This is a genomic window from Streptomyces fractus, assembly GCF_049844455.1.
Lineage (GTDB): Bacteria > Actinomycetota > Actinomycetes > Streptomycetales > Streptomycetaceae > Streptomyces > Streptomyces fractus.
This window is the reverse complement of sequence record NZ_JBMYHI010000002.1, coordinates 6,636,704-6,658,365: the sequence shown is the minus strand read 5'-3', so window position 1 is coordinate 6,658,365 and position 21,662 is coordinate 6,636,704. Positions and strand designations below refer to the sequence as shown.

General features: G+C 68.7%; 20 protein-coding genes and 1 riboswitch. Of the genes, 6 read left to right on the top strand and 14 right to left on the bottom strand.

The window, feature by feature from the left end; translation table 11 throughout:
* Window positions 1-69: 69 nt before the first annotated feature.
* From ACP4E5_RS32100 to ACP4E5_RS32090, 3 genes are all read right to left on the bottom strand, one after another.
* Window positions 70-1,095, bottom strand: coding sequence for a C40 family peptidase (locus ACP4E5_RS32100; RefSeq protein WP_425834803.1), 1,026 nt, complete (start codon window positions 1,093-1,095; stop codon window positions 70-72).
* A 302-nt stretch (window positions 1,096-1,397) separates the two neighbouring features.
* On the bottom strand, window positions 1,398-2,750 hold the full coding sequence (locus ACP4E5_RS32095) for an NYN domain-containing protein (RefSeq protein ID WP_425834801.1): 1,353 nt from the start codon (window positions 2,748-2,750) through the stop codon (window positions 1,398-1,400).
* Between the two features lie 32 nt (window positions 2,751-2,782).
* Window positions 2,783-3,022: a hypothetical protein gene (locus tag ACP4E5_RS32090; RefSeq protein WP_009309707.1), complete on the bottom strand. Its 240-nt coding sequence runs from the start codon at window positions 3,020-3,022 to the stop codon at window positions 2,783-2,785.
* Window positions 3,023-3,135: 113 nt separating this feature from the next.
* Here ACP4E5_RS32090 and ACP4E5_RS32085 point away from each other — a divergent pair, with 113 nt between their 5' ends.
* Both ACP4E5_RS32085 and ACP4E5_RS32080 read left to right on the top strand, forming a co-directional pair.
* Window positions 3,136-3,879 (top strand): rhomboid family intramembrane serine protease, encoded by a 744-nt coding sequence (locus ACP4E5_RS32085; protein ID WP_425834798.1) that lies wholly within the window; start codon window positions 3,136-3,138, stop codon window positions 3,877-3,879.
* Window positions 3,876-4,157 (top strand): Lrp/AsnC family transcriptional regulator, encoded by a 282-nt coding sequence (locus ACP4E5_RS32080; RefSeq protein ID WP_425834796.1) that lies wholly within the window; start codon window positions 3,876-3,878, stop codon window positions 4,155-4,157. The genes ACP4E5_RS32085 and ACP4E5_RS32080 overlap by 4 nt, the downstream gene beginning before the upstream one ends.
* Before the next feature lie 267 nt (window positions 4,158-4,424).
* Here ACP4E5_RS32080 and ACP4E5_RS32075 read toward each other — a convergent pair whose 3' ends face one another.
* The 6 genes from ACP4E5_RS32075 to ctaE all read right to left on the bottom strand — a co-directional run bounded on the left by ACP4E5_RS32075 (window position 4,425) and on the right by ctaE (window position 11,602).
* Entirely contained in the window at window positions 4,425-5,810 is a 1,386-nt protein-coding gene (locus tag ACP4E5_RS32075; protein WP_425834794.1) for an aminotransferase class V-fold PLP-dependent enzyme, read from the bottom strand.
* 188 nt (window positions 5,811-5,998) lie between these two features.
* A riboswitch (SAM riboswitch) is annotated at window positions 5,999-6,116 on the bottom strand.
* Between the two features lie 84 nt (window positions 6,117-6,200).
* Window positions 6,201-7,268 carry an anthranilate phosphoribosyltransferase gene (gene trpD, locus ACP4E5_RS32070; RefSeq protein WP_425834792.1) on the bottom strand — a complete coding sequence of 356 codons (1,068 nt, stop codon included), beginning with the start codon at window positions 7,266-7,268 and terminating at the stop codon, window positions 6,201-6,203.
* Between the two features lie 133 nt (window positions 7,269-7,401).
* Window positions 7,402-9,042 (bottom strand): cytochrome bc1 complex cytochrome b subunit, encoded by a 1,641-nt coding sequence (qcrB, locus tag ACP4E5_RS32065; RefSeq protein WP_425834789.1) that lies wholly within the window; start codon window positions 9,040-9,042, stop codon window positions 7,402-7,404.
* Window positions 9,039-10,094, bottom strand: a complete 1,056-nt coding sequence (qcrA, locus tag ACP4E5_RS32060) for a cytochrome bc1 complex Rieske iron-sulfur subunit (protein WP_425834787.1) — start codon at window positions 10,092-10,094, stop codon at window positions 9,039-9,041. Before qcrA ends, qcrB begins: the two co-directional genes overlap by 4 nt.
* Window positions 10,091-10,900 (bottom strand): cytochrome bc1 complex diheme cytochrome c subunit, encoded by an 810-nt coding sequence (qcrC, locus tag ACP4E5_RS32055; protein ID WP_425834785.1) that lies wholly within the window; start codon window positions 10,898-10,900, stop codon window positions 10,091-10,093. The genes qcrA and qcrC overlap by 4 nt, the downstream gene beginning before the upstream one ends.
* Before the next feature lie 81 nt (window positions 10,901-10,981).
* On the bottom strand, window positions 10,982-11,602 hold the full coding sequence (gene ctaE, locus ACP4E5_RS32050) for an aa3-type cytochrome oxidase subunit III (protein ID WP_326014682.1): 621 nt from the start codon (window positions 11,600-11,602) through the stop codon (window positions 10,982-10,984).
* 174 nt (window positions 11,603-11,776) lie between these two features.
* Between ctaE and ACP4E5_RS32045 the strand changes: the two genes are divergently transcribed.
* Window positions 11,777-12,178: a DNA-binding transcriptional response regulator gene (locus ACP4E5_RS32045; RefSeq protein WP_425834783.1), complete on the top strand. Its 402-nt coding sequence runs from the start codon at window positions 11,777-11,779 to the stop codon at window positions 12,176-12,178.
* 96 nt (window positions 12,179-12,274) lie between these two features.
* Here the strand turns inward: ACP4E5_RS32045 and ACP4E5_RS32040 are convergent, their stop codons facing one another.
* The 4 genes from ACP4E5_RS32040 to ctaC form a co-directional block, all read right to left on the bottom strand.
* Window positions 12,275-13,531: a L,D-transpeptidase gene (locus tag ACP4E5_RS32040; protein ID WP_425834781.1), complete on the bottom strand. Its 1,257-nt coding sequence runs from the start codon at window positions 13,529-13,531 to the stop codon at window positions 12,275-12,277.
* Between the two features lie 144 nt (window positions 13,532-13,675).
* Entirely contained in the window at window positions 13,676-14,074 is a 399-nt protein-coding gene (locus tag ACP4E5_RS32035) for a cytochrome c oxidase subunit 4 (RefSeq protein WP_425834780.1), read from the bottom strand.
* Complete coding sequence (gene ctaD, locus ACP4E5_RS32030; protein WP_425834778.1) at window positions 14,071-15,810, bottom strand: aa3-type cytochrome oxidase subunit I; 1,740 nt, start codon at window positions 15,808-15,810, stop codon at window positions 14,071-14,073. Before ctaD ends, ACP4E5_RS32035 begins: the two co-directional genes overlap by 4 nt.
* Window positions 15,807-16,766, bottom strand: coding sequence for an aa3-type cytochrome oxidase subunit II (gene ctaC, locus ACP4E5_RS32025; protein ID WP_425834776.1), 960 nt, complete (start codon window positions 16,764-16,766; stop codon window positions 15,807-15,809). Before ctaC ends, ctaD begins: the two co-directional genes overlap by 4 nt.
* A 327-nt stretch (window positions 16,767-17,093) precedes the next feature.
* On the opposite strand from ctaC, the gene ACP4E5_RS32020 reads away from it, so the two are divergent.
* Entirely contained in the window at window positions 17,094-18,473 is a 1,380-nt protein-coding gene (locus ACP4E5_RS32020) for a cysteine desulfurase/sulfurtransferase TusA family protein (RefSeq protein WP_425834774.1), read from the top strand.
* A 261-nt stretch (window positions 18,474-18,734) separates the two neighbouring features.
* Here ACP4E5_RS32020 and ACP4E5_RS32015 read toward each other — a convergent pair whose 3' ends face one another.
* Window positions 18,735-19,709 (bottom strand): carbohydrate kinase family protein, encoded by a 975-nt coding sequence (locus tag ACP4E5_RS32015; RefSeq protein ID WP_425834772.1) that lies wholly within the window; start codon window positions 19,707-19,709, stop codon window positions 18,735-18,737.
* A gap of 135 nt (window positions 19,710-19,844) precedes the next feature.
* Here ACP4E5_RS32015 and ACP4E5_RS32010 point away from each other — a divergent pair, with 135 nt between their 5' ends.
* Together ACP4E5_RS32010 and ACP4E5_RS32005 are read left to right on the top strand one after the other, a co-directional pair.
* Window positions 19,845-20,054 (top strand): hypothetical protein, encoded by a 210-nt coding sequence (locus tag ACP4E5_RS32010; protein ID WP_425834770.1) that lies wholly within the window; start codon window positions 19,845-19,847, stop codon window positions 20,052-20,054.
* Window positions 20,055-20,126: 72 nt separating this feature from the next.
* On the top strand, window positions 20,127-21,653 hold the full coding sequence (locus ACP4E5_RS32005; protein ID WP_425834768.1) for a hypothetical protein: 1,527 nt from the start codon (window positions 20,127-20,129) through the stop codon (window positions 21,651-21,653).
* Window positions 21,654-21,662: the final 9 nt, after the last annotated feature.

Below are 21,662 nucleotides of genomic sequence, written 5' to 3'. Positions count from 1 at the left end.
TGGAATTCGCCCGAACGGGCGCGTTTCCAGGGCACGTTGAGAGCCGGGAGGCGGCGGCCTTCCGGTGGGTCAGATGCGGCGGGCCGTCTGGTAGGGGCCGACCGTGTCCATCGACTCGTAGCGCACGCTGGCACCGGGGTGCGGGGCGTGCAGCACCTGGCCGTTGCCCGCGTACAGGGCCACGTGCTCGGTGTTGTTGAAGAAGACCAGGTCGCCGGGCTTGAGCTGGCTCCTGGGCACCTCGGTGCCCTCGTTGATCTGCGTGTACGTGGTCCGGGATATGGAGACACCGGCCTGGTTGTACGCCCACTGGGTCAGGCCCGAGCAGTCGTAGGAGTTGGGGCCCGAGCCGCCGGAGACGTACGGCTTGCCGATCTGAGTGGCGGCCGCGGACAGGGCGGCGGCGGCACGGCCAGAGGCGGGCACCGCGCTGCCGAGGTCGACGCGGCTGGCGGAGTCGCGGCTGGCGCGCTGCTGCTCGGCGGCCATCTTGGCGCGCTGCTCGGCGGTCAGCGTGTTGAGCAGCTTGCGGGCCTCCGCGAGCTTGCTCTGGACCTGGTCCTTCTTCTTGCCGAGCTCCGTGCGCGTGTCGGCGAGGTCCTTGAGCTTCTGGGAGGCCTCGGCGCGCTCCTGGGCGAGCGTGCGCTGCTTCTCCTGGACCTTCTTGAGCGACTCGAGCTGCTGGGCGCTGAGCGAGTCGAGCGTCGAGGCCTTGTCGAGGTAGCTGTCCGGGTCGGAGGAGAGGAAGAGCTGAACCGAGGGGTCGATGCCGCCGTTGCGGTACTGCTGGCCGGCGAGCGAACCGAGGCCGGAGCGCAGGTCGTTGAGCTCGTCCTGGCCGCGGGCGACCTTGTCCTGGAGATCACCGATCTCCGTCTCGAGCTTCTTCTGCTTCTCCTTGGCCCCGTTGTAGTGGTCGGTCGCGAGACCGGCCTCTTCGTAGAGCTTGTCGACCTTGGCCTTGACTTCGCTCTTGCTGGGCTTGGGTGCGGCGTTGGCAGCCTGAGAGGTAAGCGCCACGGCAGCGGCGGCGGTCGCGGTGAGCACGGTCACGCGGGTGCGGCTCGGCTGCTTGGGTCGACGGTGGGACGCCACGAAGGCGAGCTCCTTCTTCCTCCAGCCGCCTACCGATGCGCCGGCGGGCGGTGTCCCTCCACCGTCACCCCTTTTAGGTGATCACCCGAGCGGAGGTTCGAGCCAGACCCTAGTGACCTCTTCGTGATCAGTTCAAATCCCTCAGAGAAAAATCTCAGTCACTCGCTGCATTCTTTGCACTCAACTCACATGCAGTGATGTCCGCTTGACGCTACGTTGCGTGAAGGTTTCGCCAATTCGGGCATACGACACGGATGTTGCGCGTGTGACATAGGTAACTCGGGGTCCCTTTTGGGGGAAGGTCAACCGTGCGAGAGTCGCTTCAGGAGCACCACGGAGGCGACGGGCCGCGCCCCCGCCTTCGCGATGCCGTCCGCGACCTCCCGGTCGGTCGACACGACGATGACGGGGCGACCCGACGGCTCGGCGCGCACGAGCTGGCGGATCAGCTCGTCCGCCGTTACCCCCGGCTTGGAGAACAGCACCCGCACCCCGCGCGGGGGCGCGAGCAGTACGGGCGCGGCGAGTTCGGCCCCGTCGAAGACACACGTCACCTCGGCCCCGGTCTGCGCCGCGAGCTGCGAGAGCGAGCCGAGCAGGCGCAGCCGCTGCTTCTCCAGCGGCATCGTCGGATACCCGGTCTTCGTGACGTTGTACCCGTCGACGACGAGGTGGGCCTGCGGCAGCGCCAGCAACTGGTCGAGGATCGCCGGGTCGTGCTCGTGCAGGGCGCGCGCCGCGATGTCCTTCGGCGTCATCCGGCCGGGCTCGACGGCGTCGACGGAGTCGGCGGGGCGTGAGGACACCGGCGGCAGCGCGAGCTCCCTGCGCAGCCCCTGGGCCGCGTCCAGGACCGTGTCGAGCAGCAGTCGCACCCGCATGTCCTCGATGCTGCGCCCCTCGCGGGCCGCCCGGCGGGAGGACTCCAGGGCCGACTCCGCCTCGCCGAGCCGCGACTTGAGCCGCCGCGTCTCGCTCTCCGCGGCGGACACCTGGGCCTGCCCCTCGGCGCGCACCGCGTCGGTCTCGGCCTTCGCCTTGCGCACGGCGGCCTCGCCGCGCTTCACGTCGCTGAGCGCGGCCCGCAGCTTGCGCTCCACGGAGCCGACCTCGCGCTTGGCCGCGTCGAGCTCCCCGCGCAGCCGGTCCGTCTCGGTCTTGGTGTGGGCCCGGGCCTCGGCCAGTTCGGCGCGCAGCCGCTCGAGTTCGGCGCGGGTCTCGTCGTCGGCCCGCTCGGCGTCGGCCCGCTCCGCGTCCTCGCCCGCGGCGGCGACGAGCTTCACCCAGCCGACGGGCCGCAGCACATAGGCGGCCGCCGCCACGTCGAGCGGATCGGCCGCGGGCGGCGGGGACCCCGCCTCCAGGGCGGCCGCCAGTTCGGGCTGCGCGTCCCGCAGGCGCTCCCCGATCCGCTGCCGGAACAGCGTGTCGCCCTCCAGGGCCGCGGCCATGGCGTTGCCGGCGAACTTCATCCGCCGGGTCGGGGTGAACCGGGCATACTGCCGCAATTGAGCCGGGAGTTCACCTACCGTCAGACCGCCGAAGCCGTCCGACGCGATCTGCACGACCCGCCGCCGTACCCCTTCGGGCAGCGGACGGTCGAGCACCTCGGCGGCGCCGCCCTCCCCGGCCTCCCCGCCTGTGCTCTCCACCATCCGTCACCCCAATGTCGCTGTGGAGCCGCTCCTCAGGAGTCGGCGCCCGGCCTGTCCACCAGTTCCACCTGATCCACCGCGTTGCACCAGCGGCAGCGCACCGACTCGATGGTCTCACTGACCACCTCGCGCTCCTCCACCTTCGGCTCGCCGGCCAGGTCCAGGTGGACGTACTCGACAACCTTCGAGGACCGCGTGACGTCGAAACGCGTCAGATTGCCGCACAGCGTGCAGCGCCAGCGGGTGGTGGCGGTCGGCAGGGGAACCGTCATCGAGTGGTGCCTTCTTCCGGATGCGTACGGGGTTGCGTGGTGCTGCTTTATTGCCCGTAACCCTACGGCCTGCCGTACGCCGCCCGCTCCCCGCCTTGCGTCATGCTCTCTCCATGATCGGCAATGGGCGCTCCGCGATCGACAGACTGACCGCATTCCTCAGAGGTCACCCGGCTCCGGTCACGTACGGCATCATCGCGGTCTGCTGTGTCGTTTTCGTACTGTCCCCCGCCTCGGGCCTGAACCCCGGCTACGGCACCGGGGACCACCTGCTCGCCGCCCAGAGCGCCTACTTCGACCGCTGGGGCGTGGTCCCCGACGAACTCTTCAGCGGTTCGGCGCGGGCCCTGCTCACCCCCCTCACGGCCCTGTTCGTGCACGGCAGCTGGCTGCACCTGCTGGGCAACATGCTCTTCCTCTACGTCTTCGGGGCGATGGTCGAGGAACACATGGGCCGCCTGACGTACGCCCTGTTCTATGTGGTCAGCGGCTATCTGGCGCTTCTCGGATACGTGATCGCGCACGCCGATTCGGACCAGAGCCTGGTCGGCGCGTCGGGGGCGATCTCGGCGGTCCTCGGCGCGTTCCTCTTCCTGTTCCCCGAAGCGCGCGTGACGAGCGTCTTCCCGTTCCTCTTCTTCCTGCCCCTGCGGTTTCCGGCATGGGTGGTGCTGCCGTTCTGGGTGGCGTTGCAGTGGGTGGCGGCGGGGCGGGACAGCCAGGGGCCCGGGGTGGCGTATCTGGCGCACCTGGTGGGGTTCTCCGTCGGCTTCCTGTGGGCGTGGGGGAGGTACCGCGGGCGGGCTAAGGTTGAGGCGACCCCAGCCACGGCCACCGAGGGAGACAGCCAGCCGTGATCACCGCGATCGTGCTCATCAAGACCAGCGTGGACCGGATCCCCGAGATCGCCGAGTCGATCGCGGCCCTGGACAACGTGAGCGAGGTCTTCTCCGTCACCGGTACGTACGACCTGATCGCCATGGTCCGGGTCGCCCGCCACGACGACCTGGCGGACGTCATCCCCGGCAAGATCAGCAAGATCCAGGGCGTCGAGGGCACGGACACGCACGTCGCGTTCCGCACGTACTCGCAGCACGACCTGGAGGCGGCCTTCTCCATCGGCCTCGACGCGTAACGCCTCTCCGGCGGGGTCCCATTTAAGCGTCTGCGGCGACTGATTCAAGCGTCTGCGGCGGCTGACCCTTTTAAGCCCCTCCGGCGCTTGAGGAGCAGGGTCCGGGGCGGCGCCCCATTTAAGCCCCTGCGGCGATTGAGCAGCGGGGTCCGGGGCAGCGCCCCGGCGGCGCCGCGCGGTCAACGCCTCGGGGCTCCGCCCCGGACCCCGCTGCTCAAGCGCCGCAGGGGCTTGATTCGCCCACCCGCCGCAGGGGCTCAAGTGGGCTCAGGCAGACGACGGGTCCGGGACGCAGCGGCCGTCCTCCGTGCGGTAGCTCCACCGCGCACCGTCCCGTACGAGTTCCTTCACGGCGGACACGAACCGCTCCACGTGCTCGTCGGGCGTCCCGGCACCGAAGCTGACACGGATCGCGTTGAGGGACTTCTCGCCCGGCGCCGCCCCCGGCGCCCCGCACTCGCCCTGCTGCTGCGGGTCGGAACCGAGCAGCGTCCGCACCAGCGGGTGGGCGCAGAACAGCCCGTCACGCACCCCGATCCCGTACTCCGCGGAGAGCGCGGCGGCGAAGTGCGAGGAGTTCCACCCCTCGACGACGAACGACAGCACACCCACGCGCGGCGCCTCGTCCCCGAACAGGGACAGCACCTTCACCTCGGGCACGGCCGCGAGCCCCTCCTGGACCTTGCGGATCAGGTACTGCTCGCGGGCGACGAGGTTGTCGAACCCGGCCTCGGTGAGCGCCTTGCAGGCGGAGGCGATGGAGTACACGCCGATGACGTTCGGCGAACCGGCCTCGTGGCGGGCCGCGGTGGTCTGCCACTCGACGTCCACGCCACCGTCCGCACGCCGCGCGACCTTCTTGGACGCGCCGCCGCCCGCGAGGTACGGCTCCGCGTCCGTCAGCCAGTCGGAGCGGCCCGCGAGCACACCCGAGCCGAACGGGGCGTACAGCTTGTGCCCGGAGAAGGCGACCCAGTCGACGTCCAACTCCTGCACGGAGACCGGGTGGTGGGGCGCGAGCTGCGCGGCGTCGAGCACGATGCGGGCACCGTGCGCGTGAGCGGCCGCCGCGAGCTCGCGCACCGGCCAGAGCTCACCGGTGACGTTCGAGGCACCGGTGACACAGACGAGAGCCGGGCCGTAGGGCTCCCGGTCGGCGAGCGCGCGCTCCAGCGTGGCGACGGCCTCGTCCGGCGTGCGCGGCGCGTTCAGGTACGTCACGCGCGCCTCGCGCCACGGCAGCAGCGAGGCGTGGTGCTCGGTCTCGAAGACGAACACCTCGCAGCCGGCGGGCAGCGCGGCGGCGAGCAGGTTGAGCGAGTCGGTCGTGGAGCGGGTGAAGACGACCTGGTCGTCCACGCGGCAGCCGAGGAACTCGGCGACGGCGACCCGGGAGTTCTCGAACAGGTCGGTGGACAGCTGCGACAGGTACCCGGCGCCGCGGTGCACGCTGCCGTAGTACGGCGCGTAGGCGGCGACGTCGTCCCACACCCGCTGCAGGGCCGGCGCGCTGGCCGCGTAGTCGAGGGCGGCGTACGTGACCTCGCCACCGGTGACGAGCGGAACGGTGACGTCCCGGCCGAGGACCTGAAGCGGGGCCGCGACGTCGGAGGGGGTCGCGGTACAGACAGCGGCGTCGACGGAAACAGACATGGGTGAACTCCCTGGCGCGGTAAGCGAATTGACCATGCCGAAGCCACGTCCGACCTCTGCGGGGCAGGGCTCGACGGCATGGAAAGAAAGGTGAAAACGGGTACGCGGAGGCGGGGCCGAAACGCCCTATCGCATTCGCTTGCTCACGAGACTGCTCCCTTGAGGACCAGGACCCCAGGGTGTGCAGGGGTCCGCGCTTGCCACACGCCTTGCTGCGCACGGCCTGGTCTTCACCCAGGGCACCCCGCCACGGACGGAGGGTTGCCGGACAGCGGGCTGGGGCCTCGATCGCTGTCACTCATGACCTTGAAAAGCATCCTGCCACACGTCTCGGATACGGCAAGGGCGCAGTCCAAAGTTTGGACTGCGCCCTGCGTCACACCCTTGAGGTCACGGCCGGTTGCTCGCCGCCACCCACCGCTCCAGGGCCGCCTTCGCCGCGCCGGAGTCGATCGACTCGGCGGCCCGGTCCATGCCGGCCCTGATCTGCTCGACGAGCGTGCCCTCGCCCGGCCGCACGGCCACCAGGGCCGCCGCCGCGTTCAGCAGCACCGCGTCGCGCACGGGCCCCCGCTCGCCGTCGAGGAGACGCCGCGCGACCTCCGCGTTGTACGAGGGGTCGCCGCCGCGCAGCGCCTCGATCGGCACGATGTCGATGCCGACGTCGCGTGGGTCGAAGGACTCCTCGCGCACGGCGCCGTCTCGCACCACCCACACGCGCGAACTCCCGGTGGTGGTCAGCTCGTCGAGCCCGTCGTCGCCGCGGAACACCAGGGACGAGTTGCCGCGCTCGGCGAAGACCCCGGCCACGATCGGCGCCATCCGTGCATCGGCGACGCCGACGGCCTGCGACTTCACCTTGGCCGGGTTGGTCAGCGGGCCCAGCAGGTTGAACACGGTGCGGATACCGAGCTGGCCGCGCGCGGCGCCCGCGTAGCGCAGCGCGGGGTGGAACTTTATGGCGAAGCAGAACGTGATGCCGGCTTCTTCCGCGACCTCGGGCACCCGCTTGGGCGACAGGTCGAGGTTGACGCCCAGCTTCTCCAGTACGTCGGAGGAGCCCGAAGCCGAGGAGGCGGCCCGGTTGCCGTGCTTGACGACCTTGGCGCCGGCCCCCGCGATCACGATCGCGGCCATGGTCGAGATGTTGACGGTCTTGGCGCCGTCCCCGCCGGTGCCGACGATGTCGACGGTCTCGCCGGGCACCTCGATCACGTTGGCGTGCTCGTACATGCCGCGTACGAGGCCGGAGATCTCCTGCACGGTCTCGCCCTTGGCGCGCAGCGCCACCGCGAACCCGGCGATCTGCGCGTCGGTCGCCTCGCCCCGCATGATCCGGTCCATCGCCCACGCCGTGTCGTCGGCGCTCTGGTCTCGGCCCTCCAGCAGGCCGTTCAGGACGGCGGGCCAGGAACGGCCCGCCGCGGTGTCGCCTCCAGCGGGGTTCAAAGCGCTCATGGCCGCTCCTGTGTGCATCTGTGGATCGAAAGGTGCTGCGGTCCCACCCTATCCAGGTCCCGGGACCGCAAAGAGCCCCCGTCCAGGCACTGGACGAGGGCTCCCGCTGTGGCTTGCAGCGACAGATCAGAGATCAGTGATGGCCGTGGCCGCTGGTGATCTCCTTGTACTCCTCGGCGGTCGGCTTCGGGATCTGGTTGTTCTCCCCGTAGTAACCGCGCGAGAGCTTGCCGCGCAGCTTCTGGAGCCGCGTGACCTTCCGCTCGACACCGTTCTCGTCGACCGTCGGGCCGATCTCGACCGGCGCGTACTGCTCGTGCGCCGTGAGGGTGTGCAGGGCCTCCTGGTCGAGCGGCTCGTGCACCTCGATGAACTCACCGTGCGGCAGGCGCTTGATGATGCCGGACTCGCGTCCGTGGAGCACCTTGTCCTTGTCGCGGCGCTGGAGGCCGAGGCAGACCCGCTTGGTGACGATGAAGGCGATGACCGGTCCGACGAAGAACGCGATCCGGACGAACCAGGTGATCGCATTCAGCGAGAGGTGGAAGTGCGTCGCCCAGAGGTCGTTGCCACCACCGATGAGCAGCACCATGTACCAGGTGATCCACGCGACGCCGAAGGCCGTGCGGGTCGGTGCGTTGCGCGGGCGGTCCAGGATGTGGTGCTCGCGCTTGTCGCCGGTGACCCAGGCCTCGATGAACGGGTAGACCGCGATCGCGACCAGGACCAGCGGGAAGACGATCACCAGCGGGATGGCCACGCCCAGGACGAGCGTATGACCCCAGAAGTTGATCTCCCAGCCTGGCATCACACGGATCAGGCCCTCGGAGAAGCCCATGTACCAGTCGGGCTGCGCGCCGGTGGACACCTGATCCGGCCGGTACGGACCGATGGCCCAGATCGGGTTGATCGTCGCGATCGCGGCGACCACCGCGATGACGCCGAACACCAGGAAGAAGAAGCCACCCGCCTTGGCCATGTAGACCGGGAGCAGCGGCATGCCGACGACGTTCTTGTTGGTCTTTCCGGCACCCGCGAACTGCGTGTGCTTGTGGTAGAAGACCAGGATCAGGTGCGCCGCCATCAGGCCGAGCATGATGCCCGGCAACAGCAGGATGTGGATCGAGTAGAACCGTGCGACGAAGTCGCCGCCGGGGAACTCGCCGCCGAAGAGGAAGAACGACATGTACGTGCCGACGATCGGCACGGACAGGATCGCGCCCTCCATGAAGCGGACACCGGTGCCGGAGAGCAGGTCGTCCGGGAGCGAGTAACCGGTGAAGCCGGTGAACATGCCCAGGACGAACAGCAGGAAGCCGAACAGCCAGTTGACCTCACGCGGCTTGCGGAACGCACCCGTGAAGAACACGCGCATCATGTGCACGAACATGCCCGCGAGGAAGATCAGCGCGGCCCAGTGGTGGATCTGACGGATCAGCAGGCCACCGCGCACATCGAAGGAGATGTGCATCGTCGAGTTGAAGGCCTCCGACATCAGCTGCCCCTGGAGCGGGACGTAGCTGCCGTTGTAGGTGACCTCGTTCATCGACGGGTGGAAGAACAGCGTCAGATACACACCCGTGAGGATGATGATGATGAAGCTGTACATGCAGATCTCGCCGAGCATGAAGGACCAGTGGTCCGGAAAGATCTTGCGCATGTTGGACTTGGCCAGGGAGTAGATCCCCAGACGTCCGTCGGCCCAGTCGGCTACGCGCTCGCCGGCCGGTGCCTTCTCGCGCGCAGGCGCGTCGTTCGTGGTCGTAGTACTCATCCGCGCTCCCAGAAGGCAGGGCCGACGGGCTCAGCGAATTCGCTCTTCGCCTCGAGGTGACCCTCGGCGTTGACGCCGATGCGCAGCTGCGGCAGCGCGTGACCGGCAGGACCGAAGATCACCCGGGCGCCGTCGGAGAGGTCGAAGGTGGACTGGTGGCACGGGCACAGCGCGTGGTGCGTCTGCTGCTCGTACAGCGAGATCGGGCAACCGACGTGGGTGCAGATCTTCGAGTAGGCCACGATGCCCTCGTGGGACCACTCGAGTTCCTGCTTGTCCTTGATGTTCTCCGGCTGGATCCGGACGAGCATCAGGGCGTCCTTGGCGATCTTCGTCTGGAAGTCCTCGTCGTGCTCCTCCAGGCCCTCGGGCTTGGCGAAGGTGAGCGAGCCGACCGCGATGTCCGAAGGACGCAGCGGCTCGTTCGTGTTCATGTTGACGAGGGTCAGGCCCTTCTTCCACGACGTGGTGCGCAGCTTCTTCTCGGGCAGCGGCCCGAGGTCACGAAGCAGGACCACACCGGAAAGGGGCACCAGCGCCAGCGCGCCGAACAGGGTGTTGCGGATCAGCTTGCGCCGGCCGAACTGCGACTCGCGGGCACCGTCGGCGAAGTCCTGCAGGACCTTCGCCTTGACCTCGGGCTCCGCCTCGATCGGGTGGCGCTCCTGGATGACCTCTTCGTCGGACATCAGGGTGCGGGCCCAGTGGACCGCGCCCGCGCCGATGCAGAACAGGGCCACGCCCAGGGTCAGGCCGAGCGCGAAGTTGAGCGCGCTGATGTGCCCGATCGGGAAGACGTAGATGCTCGTGTCGACGTCGATGGTGACGTACGAGGCGATGAAGCCGACGGTGGCCAGCATCGACACCATGAACAGGAAGGCAACGACGCGCTCGGACCGCTTGGCGGCCCGCTCGTCGAGGTCCTGGATCCGGTGCTCGTGGGGCGGCAGACCCGGGTCGGTGAAGGGCTCGTCCTTCACCGCGACCGAGCCGTGCTCCTCGGCTTCCTGCTCAGTGGGCAGGTTCTCTTCTGGAATGTCTTGGCTACTCATGACTTCTTGGCCTTTGCGGTCCGAGCGGCAACCCAGATGGCGACGGCGATCAGACCGCCAAGACCGAAGATCCAGGCGAACAGGCCCTCACTGACCGGGCCGAGCCCGCCCAGCTTGAGACCGCCCGGGCTCTCGGTCTTGTCACCGTTGACCGCGTCGAGGTACGCGATGATGTCCTTCTTGTTCTGCTTGGTCATCGTCGTGTCCGGGAACGACGGCATGTTCTGCGGGCCCGTCTGCATGGCCTCGTAGATGTGCTTCGGGGCCACACCCTCGAGGCTCGGTGCGAACTTGCCGTGGGTCAGCGCGCCACCCTCACCGGTGAAGTTGTGGCACTGGGCGCAGTTGGTGCGGAACAGCTCGCCACCCTTGGCGATGTCCGCGCCACTGGCGCTGTAGTCCTTGTCGGTCGGCGCGACCGGACCGGCACCCAGCGACGCGACGTACGCCGCGAGCTGGTCGATCTCGGCCTGCGAGTAGATGACCTTCTTCCTCGGGACCTGGGCGCCCGGCTGCTGGGCCGGCATCCGGCCGGTACCGACCTGGAAGTCGACGGCGGCGGAGCCGACGCCCACGAGACTCGGCCCGTCGGAGGTGCCCTGACCGCCGGTTCCGTGGCAGCTCGCGCAGCCTACGGAGAAGAGCTTCTTGCCCTCGTCGATGGCGAGGGACTGGGAGGTTTCATTGGCCTGCGCCTTGTCCGCCGGCGCGAACGCGGCGTACAGCCCCCCGGTGGCCGCCAGCGCGAGGAGTAGGACGACGACCGCCGCCAGCGGATGGCGTCGTCGTGCGGAGAGCTTTTTCACGGATTACCCCGGTGTCAGGATCTTCTGCGTCGGTGCTGCGGAAATGTGTCGGGTACTACGCCCGATGCTGTGATCGTCGAACTACTTGATCAGGTAGATCGTGGCGAAGAGGCCGATCCAGACGACGTCCACGAAGTGCCAGTAATAGGACACGACGATGGCGGCCGTCGCCTGATGGTGGGTGAACCTCCGGGCCGCGTACGTCCTGCCGAGGACGAACAGGAAGGCGATGAGGCCACCTGTCACGTGCATGCCGTGGAAGCCGGTGGTCAGGTAGAACACCGAGCCGTACGGGTCGGAGGAGAGCGAGAGCCCATCCTTCTTGACCAGCTCGGTGTACTCGTAGACCTGACCGCCGATGAAGATCGCACCCATGATGAACGTGACGATGAACCACGACCGGAGCTTCTTCACGTCGCCGCGCTCAGCGGCGAACACGCCCATCTGGCACGTGAGTGAGGAGAGCACCAGGATCGTGGTGTTCGTCGCGGAGAACGGAAGATTCAGCGCATGCGCCATTTCCTTCCAGTGATCCGGCCCGGTCACCGATCGCAGGGTGAAGTACATCGCGAAGAGGGCCGCGAAGAACATCAGCTCGGAACTCAGCCAGATGATGGTTCCGACGCTGGTGAGGTTCGGTCGATTGACCGACGGGTGCGCGTGCCCGGTTTCTACTGTCGTTGCTGTCGCCACGACCGACATTATGTCGGTCGCTTATCTCGCCCTCACTCCGGGGGGTGCCGTTCGGAGTGTCTGGGTGGTGTGTCCAGCCCATATGGCCCATCGGAGCCGTGTGCGAACCGGTGTTGACGGGGTGTCGGGAGGAGTAGGCTCCGCCGCGAGGACGCCCTAGGACACCGATGTCTCGGAGGAACGATGCAGTCGACCGCGACGGTTCTGGTCTACAGCGACGACGCCAACACGCGCGAGCAGGTCCGCCTGGCTACCGGACGCAGGCCCGCGTCGGACGTTCCCGAGGTCCAGTTCATCGAGTGCGCGACGCTTCCGGCCGTCCTCAAGGAGCTGGACCGGGGCGGGATCGACGTCTGTGTGCTGGACGGCGAGGCCACTCCCTCGGGCGGCATGGGCGTGTGCCGGCAGATCAAGGACGAGATCTTCCACTGCCCGCCGGTGCTGCTCCTGATCGGCCGCCCGCAGGACGCGTGGCTGGCGACGTGGAGCCGCGCGGAGGCGGCTGTGACGCTTCCTGTGGAGCCCGTGGAGTTCGCCGGGGCGCTGGCCTCCCTGCTGCGCTCCCGGCTCGCTGTCGAAGCCTGAGGCGCCTCGCGCGGACCGGCTCCCGCACGCACCGACTCCCGTACACCGATGGCGTACGGGAGTCGGAAGTCACACCGCTGATCCTGGCCGGCGGCCTCAGGCCTGGGGACTGAGCCGTGCCTGGAGGGCCGGGTCGGGCTTGTCGGCCTTCTTCGTGAGGGCGCTGCCCCCCTGCCACTTCTTCCAGCTGACGTTCCAGTCGCCGAACCCGTTGCCGAACGGGTCCATTTCCGAGCCGTTGCTGTTGACGACCTTCACGATGTCGCCCTGGCGCACGGTGTCGTAGAACCAGGCGGCGTTGTTGGTGCTCATGCCGGTGCAGCCGTGGCTGACGTTCGCGGAGCCCTGCGAGCCGACGGACCAGGGCGCGGCGTGCACGTACTCGCCGCTCCAGGTGACGCGGGTCGCGTAGTAGACCGGCAGGTCGTACGAGTCCGAAGAGCCCTCGGAGATGCCGATCGTCTCGCCGCGCATCCGTACGTAGTACTCCTTGCCGAGCACCACCTTGACGCCGTTTCGGGTCTCGTAGCCGGGCTTGCCGGTGGTGACCGGCATGGAGTTGATCTCCTTGCCGTTGCGGTAGACCGTCATGGAGTGCGCGGAGGCGTCGGTGACGGCCACGATGCGGTCGCCCGTACTGATGGTCAGCGGCTTGGAGCTGCCGCCCCACAATCCGTCCCGGATCTTCACGCCCTCCAACCTGCTGGTTGCCGTGATTTTCGCCTGAGTGGGCCAGTAACCCTTGGGGCGGTAGTGCAGTTCGGTGCTGTCCACCCAGTACCAGGAGCCGTCCACGGCGGGCTTGGAGTCGACCTTCAGGGAACGCTCCACCAACGCGCGGGACTTCTCGTCCCGTACGGGCTTGTTGAGTTCGGCGGTGATGGGCTGTCCGACGCCGTATGTGCCCTTCTGCGGGCCGAACGTGACCTTGAGGGCCTTCTCCTTGCCCGGGTGGCCGGTGTCGAAGCCGAGGACCTTGCGGCCGGGTTCGCCGTCCTCGTCCTCGGTGCTCACCCGGACCGTGTAGCGGGTGTCCGCGGTCAGGGGTGCGGTGGTGTGCCATCTCGTGCCGTCGGCGGAGAGTTCGCCCGCGACATAGCGGCCCATGGCGTCCTGGGCGGTGACGTCGGTGATGCGGGACTCGTCGCCCTGGGCGGTGACCTCCAGCGGCTTGTCCGGGTCGGCCTTCTTGGCCTTGCCCACGGGACCGTTGAAGGAGATCTGGCTCGCCGCGTCGTACGGCTTGGCGGAGAGCGGGTGGCCGGAGTTGCCGCATGCCGCTGTGCCCGCACCGAGTGCGGCCACCAGCACGGTGCAGCCCAGAACCGTACGGATACGCGGTGAGTGGTTCATGGACTCACCGTAAGAAGGAACGTCCCGTCCAGCGCGGCGAGTGAGCCGCACGGGGCAACCGGCGGCATGCCGAAGGGCCCGGACGCTCCGTCAGGAGTGTCCGGGCCCTTCGGTCACGGAGGTTCAGTACCGGTCAGCCGGGGCTCACTGGTTCTGGTTCTCACCGCGGTAGTACTCGAAGACCCAGCCCCACAGGCCGAACAGGATGATCGGGGCCGAGAAGTACAGCAGCCACCAGCCGATGGCCACGGCCAGGAAGGCGAGCGCGCCGCCGACACCCAGTGCGAGCGGCTGCCAGGAGTGCGGGCTGAAGAAGCCCACCTCGCCGGCGTCGTCCGCGACGTCGGCCTCCTTGTTGTCCTGGGCACCGGTGTCGACACGCCGGGCCGTGAAGGCCAGGTAGTAGCCGACCATGATGCACAAGCCGAACGCCAGGAAGAGTGCCGTCGTACCGGCCGGCTCCTTCGACCACACGCCGTAGACACCGGCCATGATCAGGACGAAGAGGCTCAGCCAGATGAACATCTTGCCTTGGACCTTCACTTGCCGGCCTCCTTAGCAAGAGCGGTGCCGGTCGAGGCACCGTGTCCAGCGTTCTCCAGCTGGTCCAGCGCGGCGATCTCCGGGTGGTGGAGGTCGAAGGCCGGGGATTCCGAGCGAATGCGCGGCAGCGTGAGGAAGTTGTGCCGCGGCGGCGGGCAGGACGTCGCCCACTCGAGCGAACGGCCATAGCCCCACGGGTCGTCGACCTCGACCTTCTTGCCGTACTTGGCGGTCTTCCACACGTTGTAGAGGAACGGCAGGATCGACAGGCCGAGCAGGAACGAGGAGATCGTCGAGATCGTGTTCAGCGCGGTGAAGCCGTCGGCCGCGAGGTAGTCCGCGTAGCGACGCGGCATGCCCTCGACGCCCAGCCAGTGCTGCACCAGGAACGTGCCGTGGAAGCCGATGAACAGCGTCCAGAAGGTGATCTTGCCGAGACGCTCGTCGAGCATCTTGCCGGTCATCTTCGGCCACCAGAAGTGGAACCCGGCGAACATCGCGAAGACGACGGTGCCGAACACCACGTAGTGGAAGTGCGCCACCACGAAGTACGAGTCCGAGACGTGGAAGTCCAGCGGCGGGGCCGCCAGGATGACGCCGGTCAGACCGCCGAAGGTGAAGGTGATCAGGAAGCCGATCGTCCAGAGCATCGGTGTCTCGAAGGACAACGATCCCTTCCACATCGTTCCGATCCAGTTGAAGAACTTCACGCCTGTCGGCACGGCGATGAGGAACGTCATGAAGGAGAAGAACGGCAGCAACACACCGCCGGTGACGTACATGTGGTGCGCCCACACGGTCACGGAGAGACCGGCGATCGCGATCGTCGCACCGATGAGGCCGGAGTAGCCGAACATCGGCTTGCGCGAGAACACTGGGATCACTTCGGAAATGATTCCGAAGAATGGTAGGGCGATGATGTACACCTCTGGGTGCCCGAAGAACCAGAAGAGGTGTTGCCATAGCAACGCGCCGCCATTCGCGGCATCGAATACATGCGCACCGAACTTGCGGTCCGCCTCCAGGGCGAACAGCGCGGCGGCGAGCACCGGGAAGGCCAGCAGGACCAGCACACCGGTCAGCAGCACGTTCCACACGAAGATCGGCATGCGGAACATCGTCATGCCAGGAGCGCGCATGCAGATGATCGTGGTGATGAAGTTGACCGAGCCGAGGATCGTGCCGAAGCCGGAGAAGGCCAGACCCATGATCCACATGTCGGCGCCGATGCCCGGCGAGCGGACGGCGTCCGACAGCGGGCTGTAGGCGAACCAGCCGAAGTCGGCGGCGCCCTGCGGGGTGATGAAGCCACCCACCGCGATCAGCGAGCCGAACAGGTACAGCCAGTAGGCGAACATGTTCAGGCGCGGGAACGCGACGTCGGGGGCACCGATCTGGAGCGGCATGATCCAGTTCGCGAAGCCGGAGAACAGCGGCGTCGCGAACATCAGCAGCATGATCGTGCCGTGCATCGTGAACGCCTGGTTGAACTGCTCGTTCGACATGATCTGCATGCCGGGACGGGCCAGTTCGGCGCGCATGAAGAGCGCCAGGATGCCGCCGATGCAGAAGAACGCGAACGACGTCACCAGATACAGCGTGCCGATGGTCTTGTGGTCAGTGGTGGTGAGCCACTTGATCACCGTAGAGCCGGGGCGCTTGGGCCGGACCGGCAGCTCGTTCTCGTACGAGTCGCTTGCTGCCGCGGCACCCTGGGGTTCGTTGAGGATGCTCACAGGTTCTTCGTCTCCCGGTCCTTCTCGTGGTCCGTCTGGGCGATGCCAGACGGGACGTAACCGGTCTGCCCCTTCTTCGCGAGGTCCTTGAGGTGCTGCTGGTAGCGCTCAGGAGAGACGACCTTCACGTTGAACAGCATCCTGGAGTGGTCGACGCCGCAGAGCTCGGCGCACTTGCCCAGGAAGGTCCCCTCCTTGTTGGGGGTCACCTCGAAGGAGTTGGTGTGGCCCGGAATGACGTCCTGCTTCATCAGGAACGGCACCACCCAGAAGGAGTGGATGACGTCACGCGAAGTGAGGACGAAGCGGACCTTCTCACCCTTGGGGAGCCAGAGGGTCGGACCGGGGTTGTTGGTCTGCGGGTTCCGCTCGCCAGGGGTACCGACCTCGTAGACACCGCCGGCGTGCGCCGGGAAGTCGTCCTTGAAGCGCTTCGGGATGCCCGAGAGCTCCTTGGAGGTCTTGGCGTCACCGTTGACACCCGGCACGTTCTCGACGTAGTTGAAGCCCCAGCTCCACTGGTAGCCGACCACGTTGACGGTGTGTGCGGGCTTGTCGTCGAGCTTCAGAAGCTTCGACTCGTCGCGCGCGGTGAAGTAGAAGAGGACCGACACGATGATGAGCGGAACCACCGTGTAGAGGGCCTCGAGCGGCATGTTGTACCGCGTCTGCGTCGGAACCTCGATCTTGGTGCGGCTGCGCCGGTGGAAGATGACGCTCCACAGGATCAGACCCCACACCAGCACGCCCGTGGCGAGCGCTGCCGCCCACGAGCCCTGCCAGAGGGAGAGGATCCGAGGGGCCTCCTCCGTCACCGGGGTGGGCATACCAAGACGAGGGAAGTCCTTGTATGAGCAACCGGTAGCGGTTACCAGGATCAGGCCCGCAGTCAGCACCTGCGGCAGCTTCCGCCGCATCGGGCGCCGCGACGAGCGGTCGGAGCCGTTGGGACTCACGTAGCGCCTTCCCGAGAGTCTCGCCCGCGCTCTTTGGTTGGCTACGGCCGCCATCTCGCTGGTCGCTCGCCGCCCTGGCACACGGGCAGGGGTTTGGATGTTTATGCGGACCAAACCCTACTGGACGCTATTTGGGGTCGCGCGGGGAGGGTGCCTAACGCGCCGCGGGTCACTCCGAAGGGTGGGATCGGGCCGCGTTTGAGGCTTTCTGACGGTGGGTCGGGGGTGCGGTGCGCGGTTCCCCGCACCCCCGGGGAAGCGGGCTCGGCTGGACCGGGGGCGCCCCCTGGGGTCACCGGTCGGCTGTGACGGCCTTAGCGTTGCGGCGTGTCGTACTTCGATGTGGCCTCGTCCGCTCCGCTTCATCCCGTCGCCCGGCAGGCGTTGCAGGCCTCGCTCGACGAGGGGTGGGCCGATCCGTCCCGTTTGTACCGGGAAGGTCGGCGGGCGCGGCTGTTGCTGGATGCCGCGCGGGAGGCGGCCGCCGAGGCGGTGGGGTGTCGGCCCGACGAGCTGGTGTTCACCTCGTCCGGGACGCGCGCCGTGCACGACGGGATCGCGGGGGCGCTCGCCGGACGGCGGCGCGCCGGAAAGCACCTGGTCGTGTCAGTGGTCGAACATTCTGCCGTGCTCCATTCGGCGGCGTCCAACGAGGGTCTCGGCGGGTCGGTGACCCAGGTCGGGGTCGGGCGGGAGGGAAGCGTGCGCGTCGAGGCGTTCCGCGGCGCGCTGCGTGAGGACACCGCGCTGGCCTGTCTTCAGTCCGCCAACCATGAAGTGGGGACCGAACAGCCGGTCGCCGAGGTGGCCGAGGCGTGCCGGGCCGCCGGGGTGCCGCTGTTCGTGGACGCGGCGCAGTCGTTGGCCTGGGGGCCGGTGGCGGGTGACTGGTCGATGCTCGCCGGGAGCGCCCATAAATGGGGCGGCCCGGCCGGGGTCGGTCTGCTCGCCGTGAGGAAGGGGACACGGTTCGCCCCTCAAGGGCCCGCCGACGAGCGGGAGTCGGGGCGGGCCGCCGGGTTCGAGAACATTCCGGGCATCGTGGCCGCGGCCGCCTCGCTCCGGGCCGTACGGGCGGAGGCCGCCGAGGAGGCGGCGCGGCTCAAGGAGTTGACGGAGCGGATCCGGGCGCGGGTGCCGGAGCTGGTTCCGGACGTGGAGGTCGTCGGCGATCCGGTGCGGCGGCTGCCGCACCTGGTGACGTTCTCCTGTCTGTACGTCGACGGGGAGAGCCTGCTGCACGGGCTCGACCGCGCCGGGTTCTCCGTTTCGTCCGGGTCGTCCTGTACGAGCAGCACGCTGACGCCCAGCCATGTGCTGCGCGCGATGGGCGTGGTGAGCGAGGGGAATGTGCGGGTGTCGCTGCCGCTTGGCACGGAGGCCGCCGAGGTCGAGCGGTTCCTCGCGGTGCTGCCGGGCGTGGTGGGCGAAGTACGGGAGAAGCTGGGCGCGCCGGTCGCCGGGGCGGAGGGCACGGCCGATTCGCTGACCGTCGACGCGCTGGGCCTGACCTGCCCTCAGCCGGTGATCGAACTCGGCCGGGCGATCGGCGGGGTACGGGTGGGCGGCACGGTGACCGTCCTCGCCGATGACGAGGTGGCGGCGGTCGACATCCCGGCGTGGTGCTACACGCAGGGCCACGAGTACGTGGGAGCGGAGCCGCGCGAAGCGGGCGGCGTCCTTTATACGGTGCGGCGAGGCGTTTAGGGCCTGTCTGGGGCTGTGATCTGGATCAGGGAGCGGGGCGTGGTGCGTGCGATCGCAAGGCGCCGGGATGTCCTCGCATGGGGCCTCCCCTGCTCGAGCAAAGCCGAGAGCTTGGGGAAGGAGCTACTAGGGCATTTCGGCAACGCGGCGAGCGTGCGGCTTCGCCGTGTGGGCGCGGATGCGACCACCGGGGAAATCCGCGGCCGCGCTGCTCGGCGAGAGAACAGCGCGGCCGCGGTCTTTCATGGGATCGCCGAGGCGTCAGCCCAGGTGGGCCTCGACCTCGACCGCGGCGGCGTCCCCGTAGGCCTTGCGGAAGCGGTCCATGAACTGCGCGCGCCGCAGCTCGTACTCCTGGGTGCCGAGCGTCTCGATGACCAGCGTCGCGAGCATGCAGCCGACCTGCGCCGCGCGCTCGTGCGAGACGCCCCAGGCGAGGCCGGACAGGAAGCCCGCGCGGAACGCGTCGCCGACGCCCGTCGGGTCGACCTTGGCCTCCTCCTCCGGGACGCCGACCTCGAGCGGGTCCTCGCCGGCCTTCTCGATGCGCACGCCGCGCGCGCCGAGCGTGGTGACGCGGTGGCCGACCTTGCCGAGGATCTCGGCGTCGGTCCAGCCGGTCTTGGACTCGATGAGCCCCTTCTCGTACTCGTTGGAGAAGAGGTACGTGGCGCCTTCGAGGAGCGTGCGGATCTCCTCGCCGTCCATGCGCGCGATCTGCTGCGAGAAGTCGGCGGCGAACGGGATCGACCGGCTTCGGCACTCCTCCGTGTGACGGAGCATCGCCTCCGGGTCGTCCGCGCCGATGAGGACGAGGTCGAGGCCGCCGACGCGGTCCGCGACGGTCTTCAGCTCGATGAGCCGGGCCTCGCTCATGGCTCCCGTGTAGAAGGAGCCGATCTGGTTGTGGTCGGCGTCCGTGGTGCACACGAAGCGGGCCGTCTGAAGGGTCTCGGAGATGCGGACGGACTCCGTGTCCACGCCGTGGCGGTCCAGCCAGGCGCGGTAGTCGTCGAAGTCCGAGCCGGCGGCGCCCACCAGGATCGGGCTCGTGCCGAGCTGCCCCATACCGAAGGCGATGTTGGGGCCGACGCCTCCGCGGCGGACGTCCAGGGCGTCGACGAGGAAGGAGAGGGAGACCGTGTGCAGCTGGTCCGCGACCAGCTGGTCGGCGAAACGGCCGGGGAAGGTCATCAGGTGGTCGGTGGCGATGGAGCCGGTGACTGCGATTCGCACGGCGTGAGCACGCTTCCTGAATAAGGGGAGGAGTTGACGCTTCACGCTACCCGCTCGGGGCGTGCGGGCTGAAGTATGGAAAATGCCTGATAGTGGCTCTTTCTTCGGATGTCACCTCAGGGCTACCGTGCCTTCATGACCTACGACGTGTCAGGCACGGTCCAGGACGGTCTCGCGGAGCTGCGCGGCGACTGCGTCCGGATGCTCCCGCACTGGGTGACACCGCCGGCGACGTGGGAGGTCGAGCGACACGGCGCGGCGGCCGGACCCGCCGCGATCCACGGGGTCGTCGTACCCGAGTCGTCCGCGCGGATGATCGACTCCATGGCCGGTTTCGGCGACTGACGGCTTCCGGAAGGGAACCGCGTACCCGCGCGCCCCGTCCCATCGGTGTCCCCGGTGAGAAGGAGCGATGCGGTGAGCGGCGAAGAGCGGACGCGGGACCAGCACCGGCGACGGCACACGGCGGCTGTCGTATCGGTCGCGGCGGCCGTCCTGCTGGCCGGTGGCGGCGGCGCGTATCTGGCGACGAACGCGATGAGCGGATCCAGCGACGAGGGGGCGGCCCGGCCCGGCGCCGGCCCCGGCACTCCCCCGCCGCTGGCCCTGGACGGCTACTCCGACACCTCCCCCTCCTCCGGCACGGCGCCGCCCGGCATCGCGCCCGGCGAACCCGATCCGAACGGCACCCGCTACAAGGCGACCGGCGATCTTCCGGAGGGCCCCGGGAAGGCGCCCGTCTACCGGGCCCGCGGCGAGGTGACCGCCGCCGAGGCCGGCACGCTCGCCGAGGCCCTCGACGTACAGGGGAAGCCGCGACGGTCCGGTGACACCTGGAAGGTGGGTCCGGCGAAGGACGGTTCGGGGCCCTCGTTGCGGGTGGGCCGGGAGGCGCCGGGGACCTGGACGTACTCCAGGTACGCGCCGTCCGCCGGCACCAAGTGCGGTGACCTGGCGAAGTGTTCGGACCCGGCAGGCGGGGGCGGCGCCAAGGACGCGGTGAGCGAGGCCGCCGCGAAGCGGGCCGCCGCGCCGGTCCTGAAGGCTCTCGGACAGGACGACGCCAAGCTGGACGCCGGGCAACTCATGGGCGCCACGCGCGTGGTGAACGCCGACCCGGCGGTCGGCGGGCTGCCGACGTACGGCTGGTCGACCGGGATCCAGGTCGGCTCGGACGGTCAAGTGGTGGGCGGCAGCGGCCAGTTGAAGGCGCCGGTCAAGGGCGACACGTATCCGACGGTCGGGGCCCGCGAGGCCCTTGAGGGGATGAACGGGACGGCGGCCGGGGGCCGGGTGTCCGTCGGCGGGTGCGCGAGTCCGGCGCCACTCGACGAAGGCAAGGGCGAAAGCAAGGACAAGAGCGTGGGCAAGGGCGCGGACTGTGCTTCCGCGCCGCCCGAGCCGTCCGCGGTCGCCGTCACCGGGGCGACGTTCGGGCTCGCCGCGCACACCGTCGGGGGGCGGCAGGCGCTGGTGCCGTCGTGGCTGTTCGAGGTGCGGCCCAGCGGGTCGGACGCCGCGTTCACCGTGACGTATCCGGCGGTGGAGCCCAAGTACCTTGCGGCGCGGCAGAGTTCACCGCGGAACCCGAAGCCCTCCCCCTCCGAACCTTCCTCCCCCTCCGGCAAGGCGGGCACCGACACCCGCACCGTGCACATCCAGGGCTACAGCGCCAAGGGCCGGACCCTGACCCTGCACTTCACGGGCGGCGTGTGCGCGAAGTACTCGGCGTCGGCGGACGAGTCCGGGGGCCGTGTGAGCGTGAAGGTCACGGAGACGAAGAAGAAGGGCACCGTCTGCATCGAGCTGGCGAAGTTCTATACGTTGCCGGTGACGCTGGACGCGCCGCTGGGCGAGCGGAAGGTGCTGACGGCCGACGGTTCCGCCGTGCCGAACGCGCAGAAGAACGCGCCCGGCGGCGTCGAGCCCGCGCCGCGGAACTGAGGAACCCAG

What these genes read in the sequence shown, in the direction of transcription:
- ACP4E5_RS32095 (WP_425834801.1), bottom strand. Translation starts at nt 2,750, where the DNA reads ATGGTGGAGAGCACAGGCGGGGAGGCCGGGGAGGGCGGCGCCGCCGAG.
- ACP4E5_RS32090 (WP_009309707.1), bottom strand. Translation starts at nt 3,022, where the DNA reads ATGACGGTTCCCCTGCCGACCGCCACCACCCGCTGGCGCTGCACGCTG.
- ACP4E5_RS32085 (WP_425834798.1), top strand. Translation starts at nt 3,136, where the DNA reads ATGATCGGCAATGGGCGCTCCGCGATCGACAGACTGACCGCATTCCTC.
- ACP4E5_RS32075 (WP_425834794.1), bottom strand. Translation starts at nt 5,810, where the DNA reads ATGTCTGTTTCCGTCGACGCCGCTGTCTGTACCGCGACCCCCTCCGAC.
- trpD (WP_425834792.1), bottom strand. Translation starts at nt 7,268, where the DNA reads ATGAGCGCTTTGAACCCCGCTGGAGGCGACACCGCGGCGGGCCGTTCC.
- qcrB (WP_425834789.1), bottom strand. Translation starts at nt 9,042, where the DNA reads ATGAGTACTACGACCACGAACGACGCGCCTGCGCGCGAGAAGGCACCG.
- qcrA (WP_425834787.1), bottom strand. Translation starts at nt 10,094, where the DNA reads ATGAGTAGCCAAGACATTCCAGAAGAGAACCTGCCCACTGAGCAGGAA.
- ctaE (WP_326014682.1), bottom strand. Translation starts at nt 11,602, where the DNA reads ATGTCGGTCGTGGCGACAGCAACGACAGTAGAAACCGGGCACGCGCAC.
- ACP4E5_RS32045 (WP_425834783.1), top strand. Translation starts at nt 11,777, where the DNA reads ATGCAGTCGACCGCGACGGTTCTGGTCTACAGCGACGACGCCAACACG.
- ACP4E5_RS32040 (WP_425834781.1), bottom strand. Translation starts at nt 13,531, where the DNA reads ATGAACCACTCACCGCGTATCCGTACGGTTCTGGGCTGCACCGTGCTG.
- ACP4E5_RS32010 (WP_425834770.1), top strand. Translation starts at nt 19,845, where the DNA reads ATGACCTACGACGTGTCAGGCACGGTCCAGGACGGTCTCGCGGAGCTG.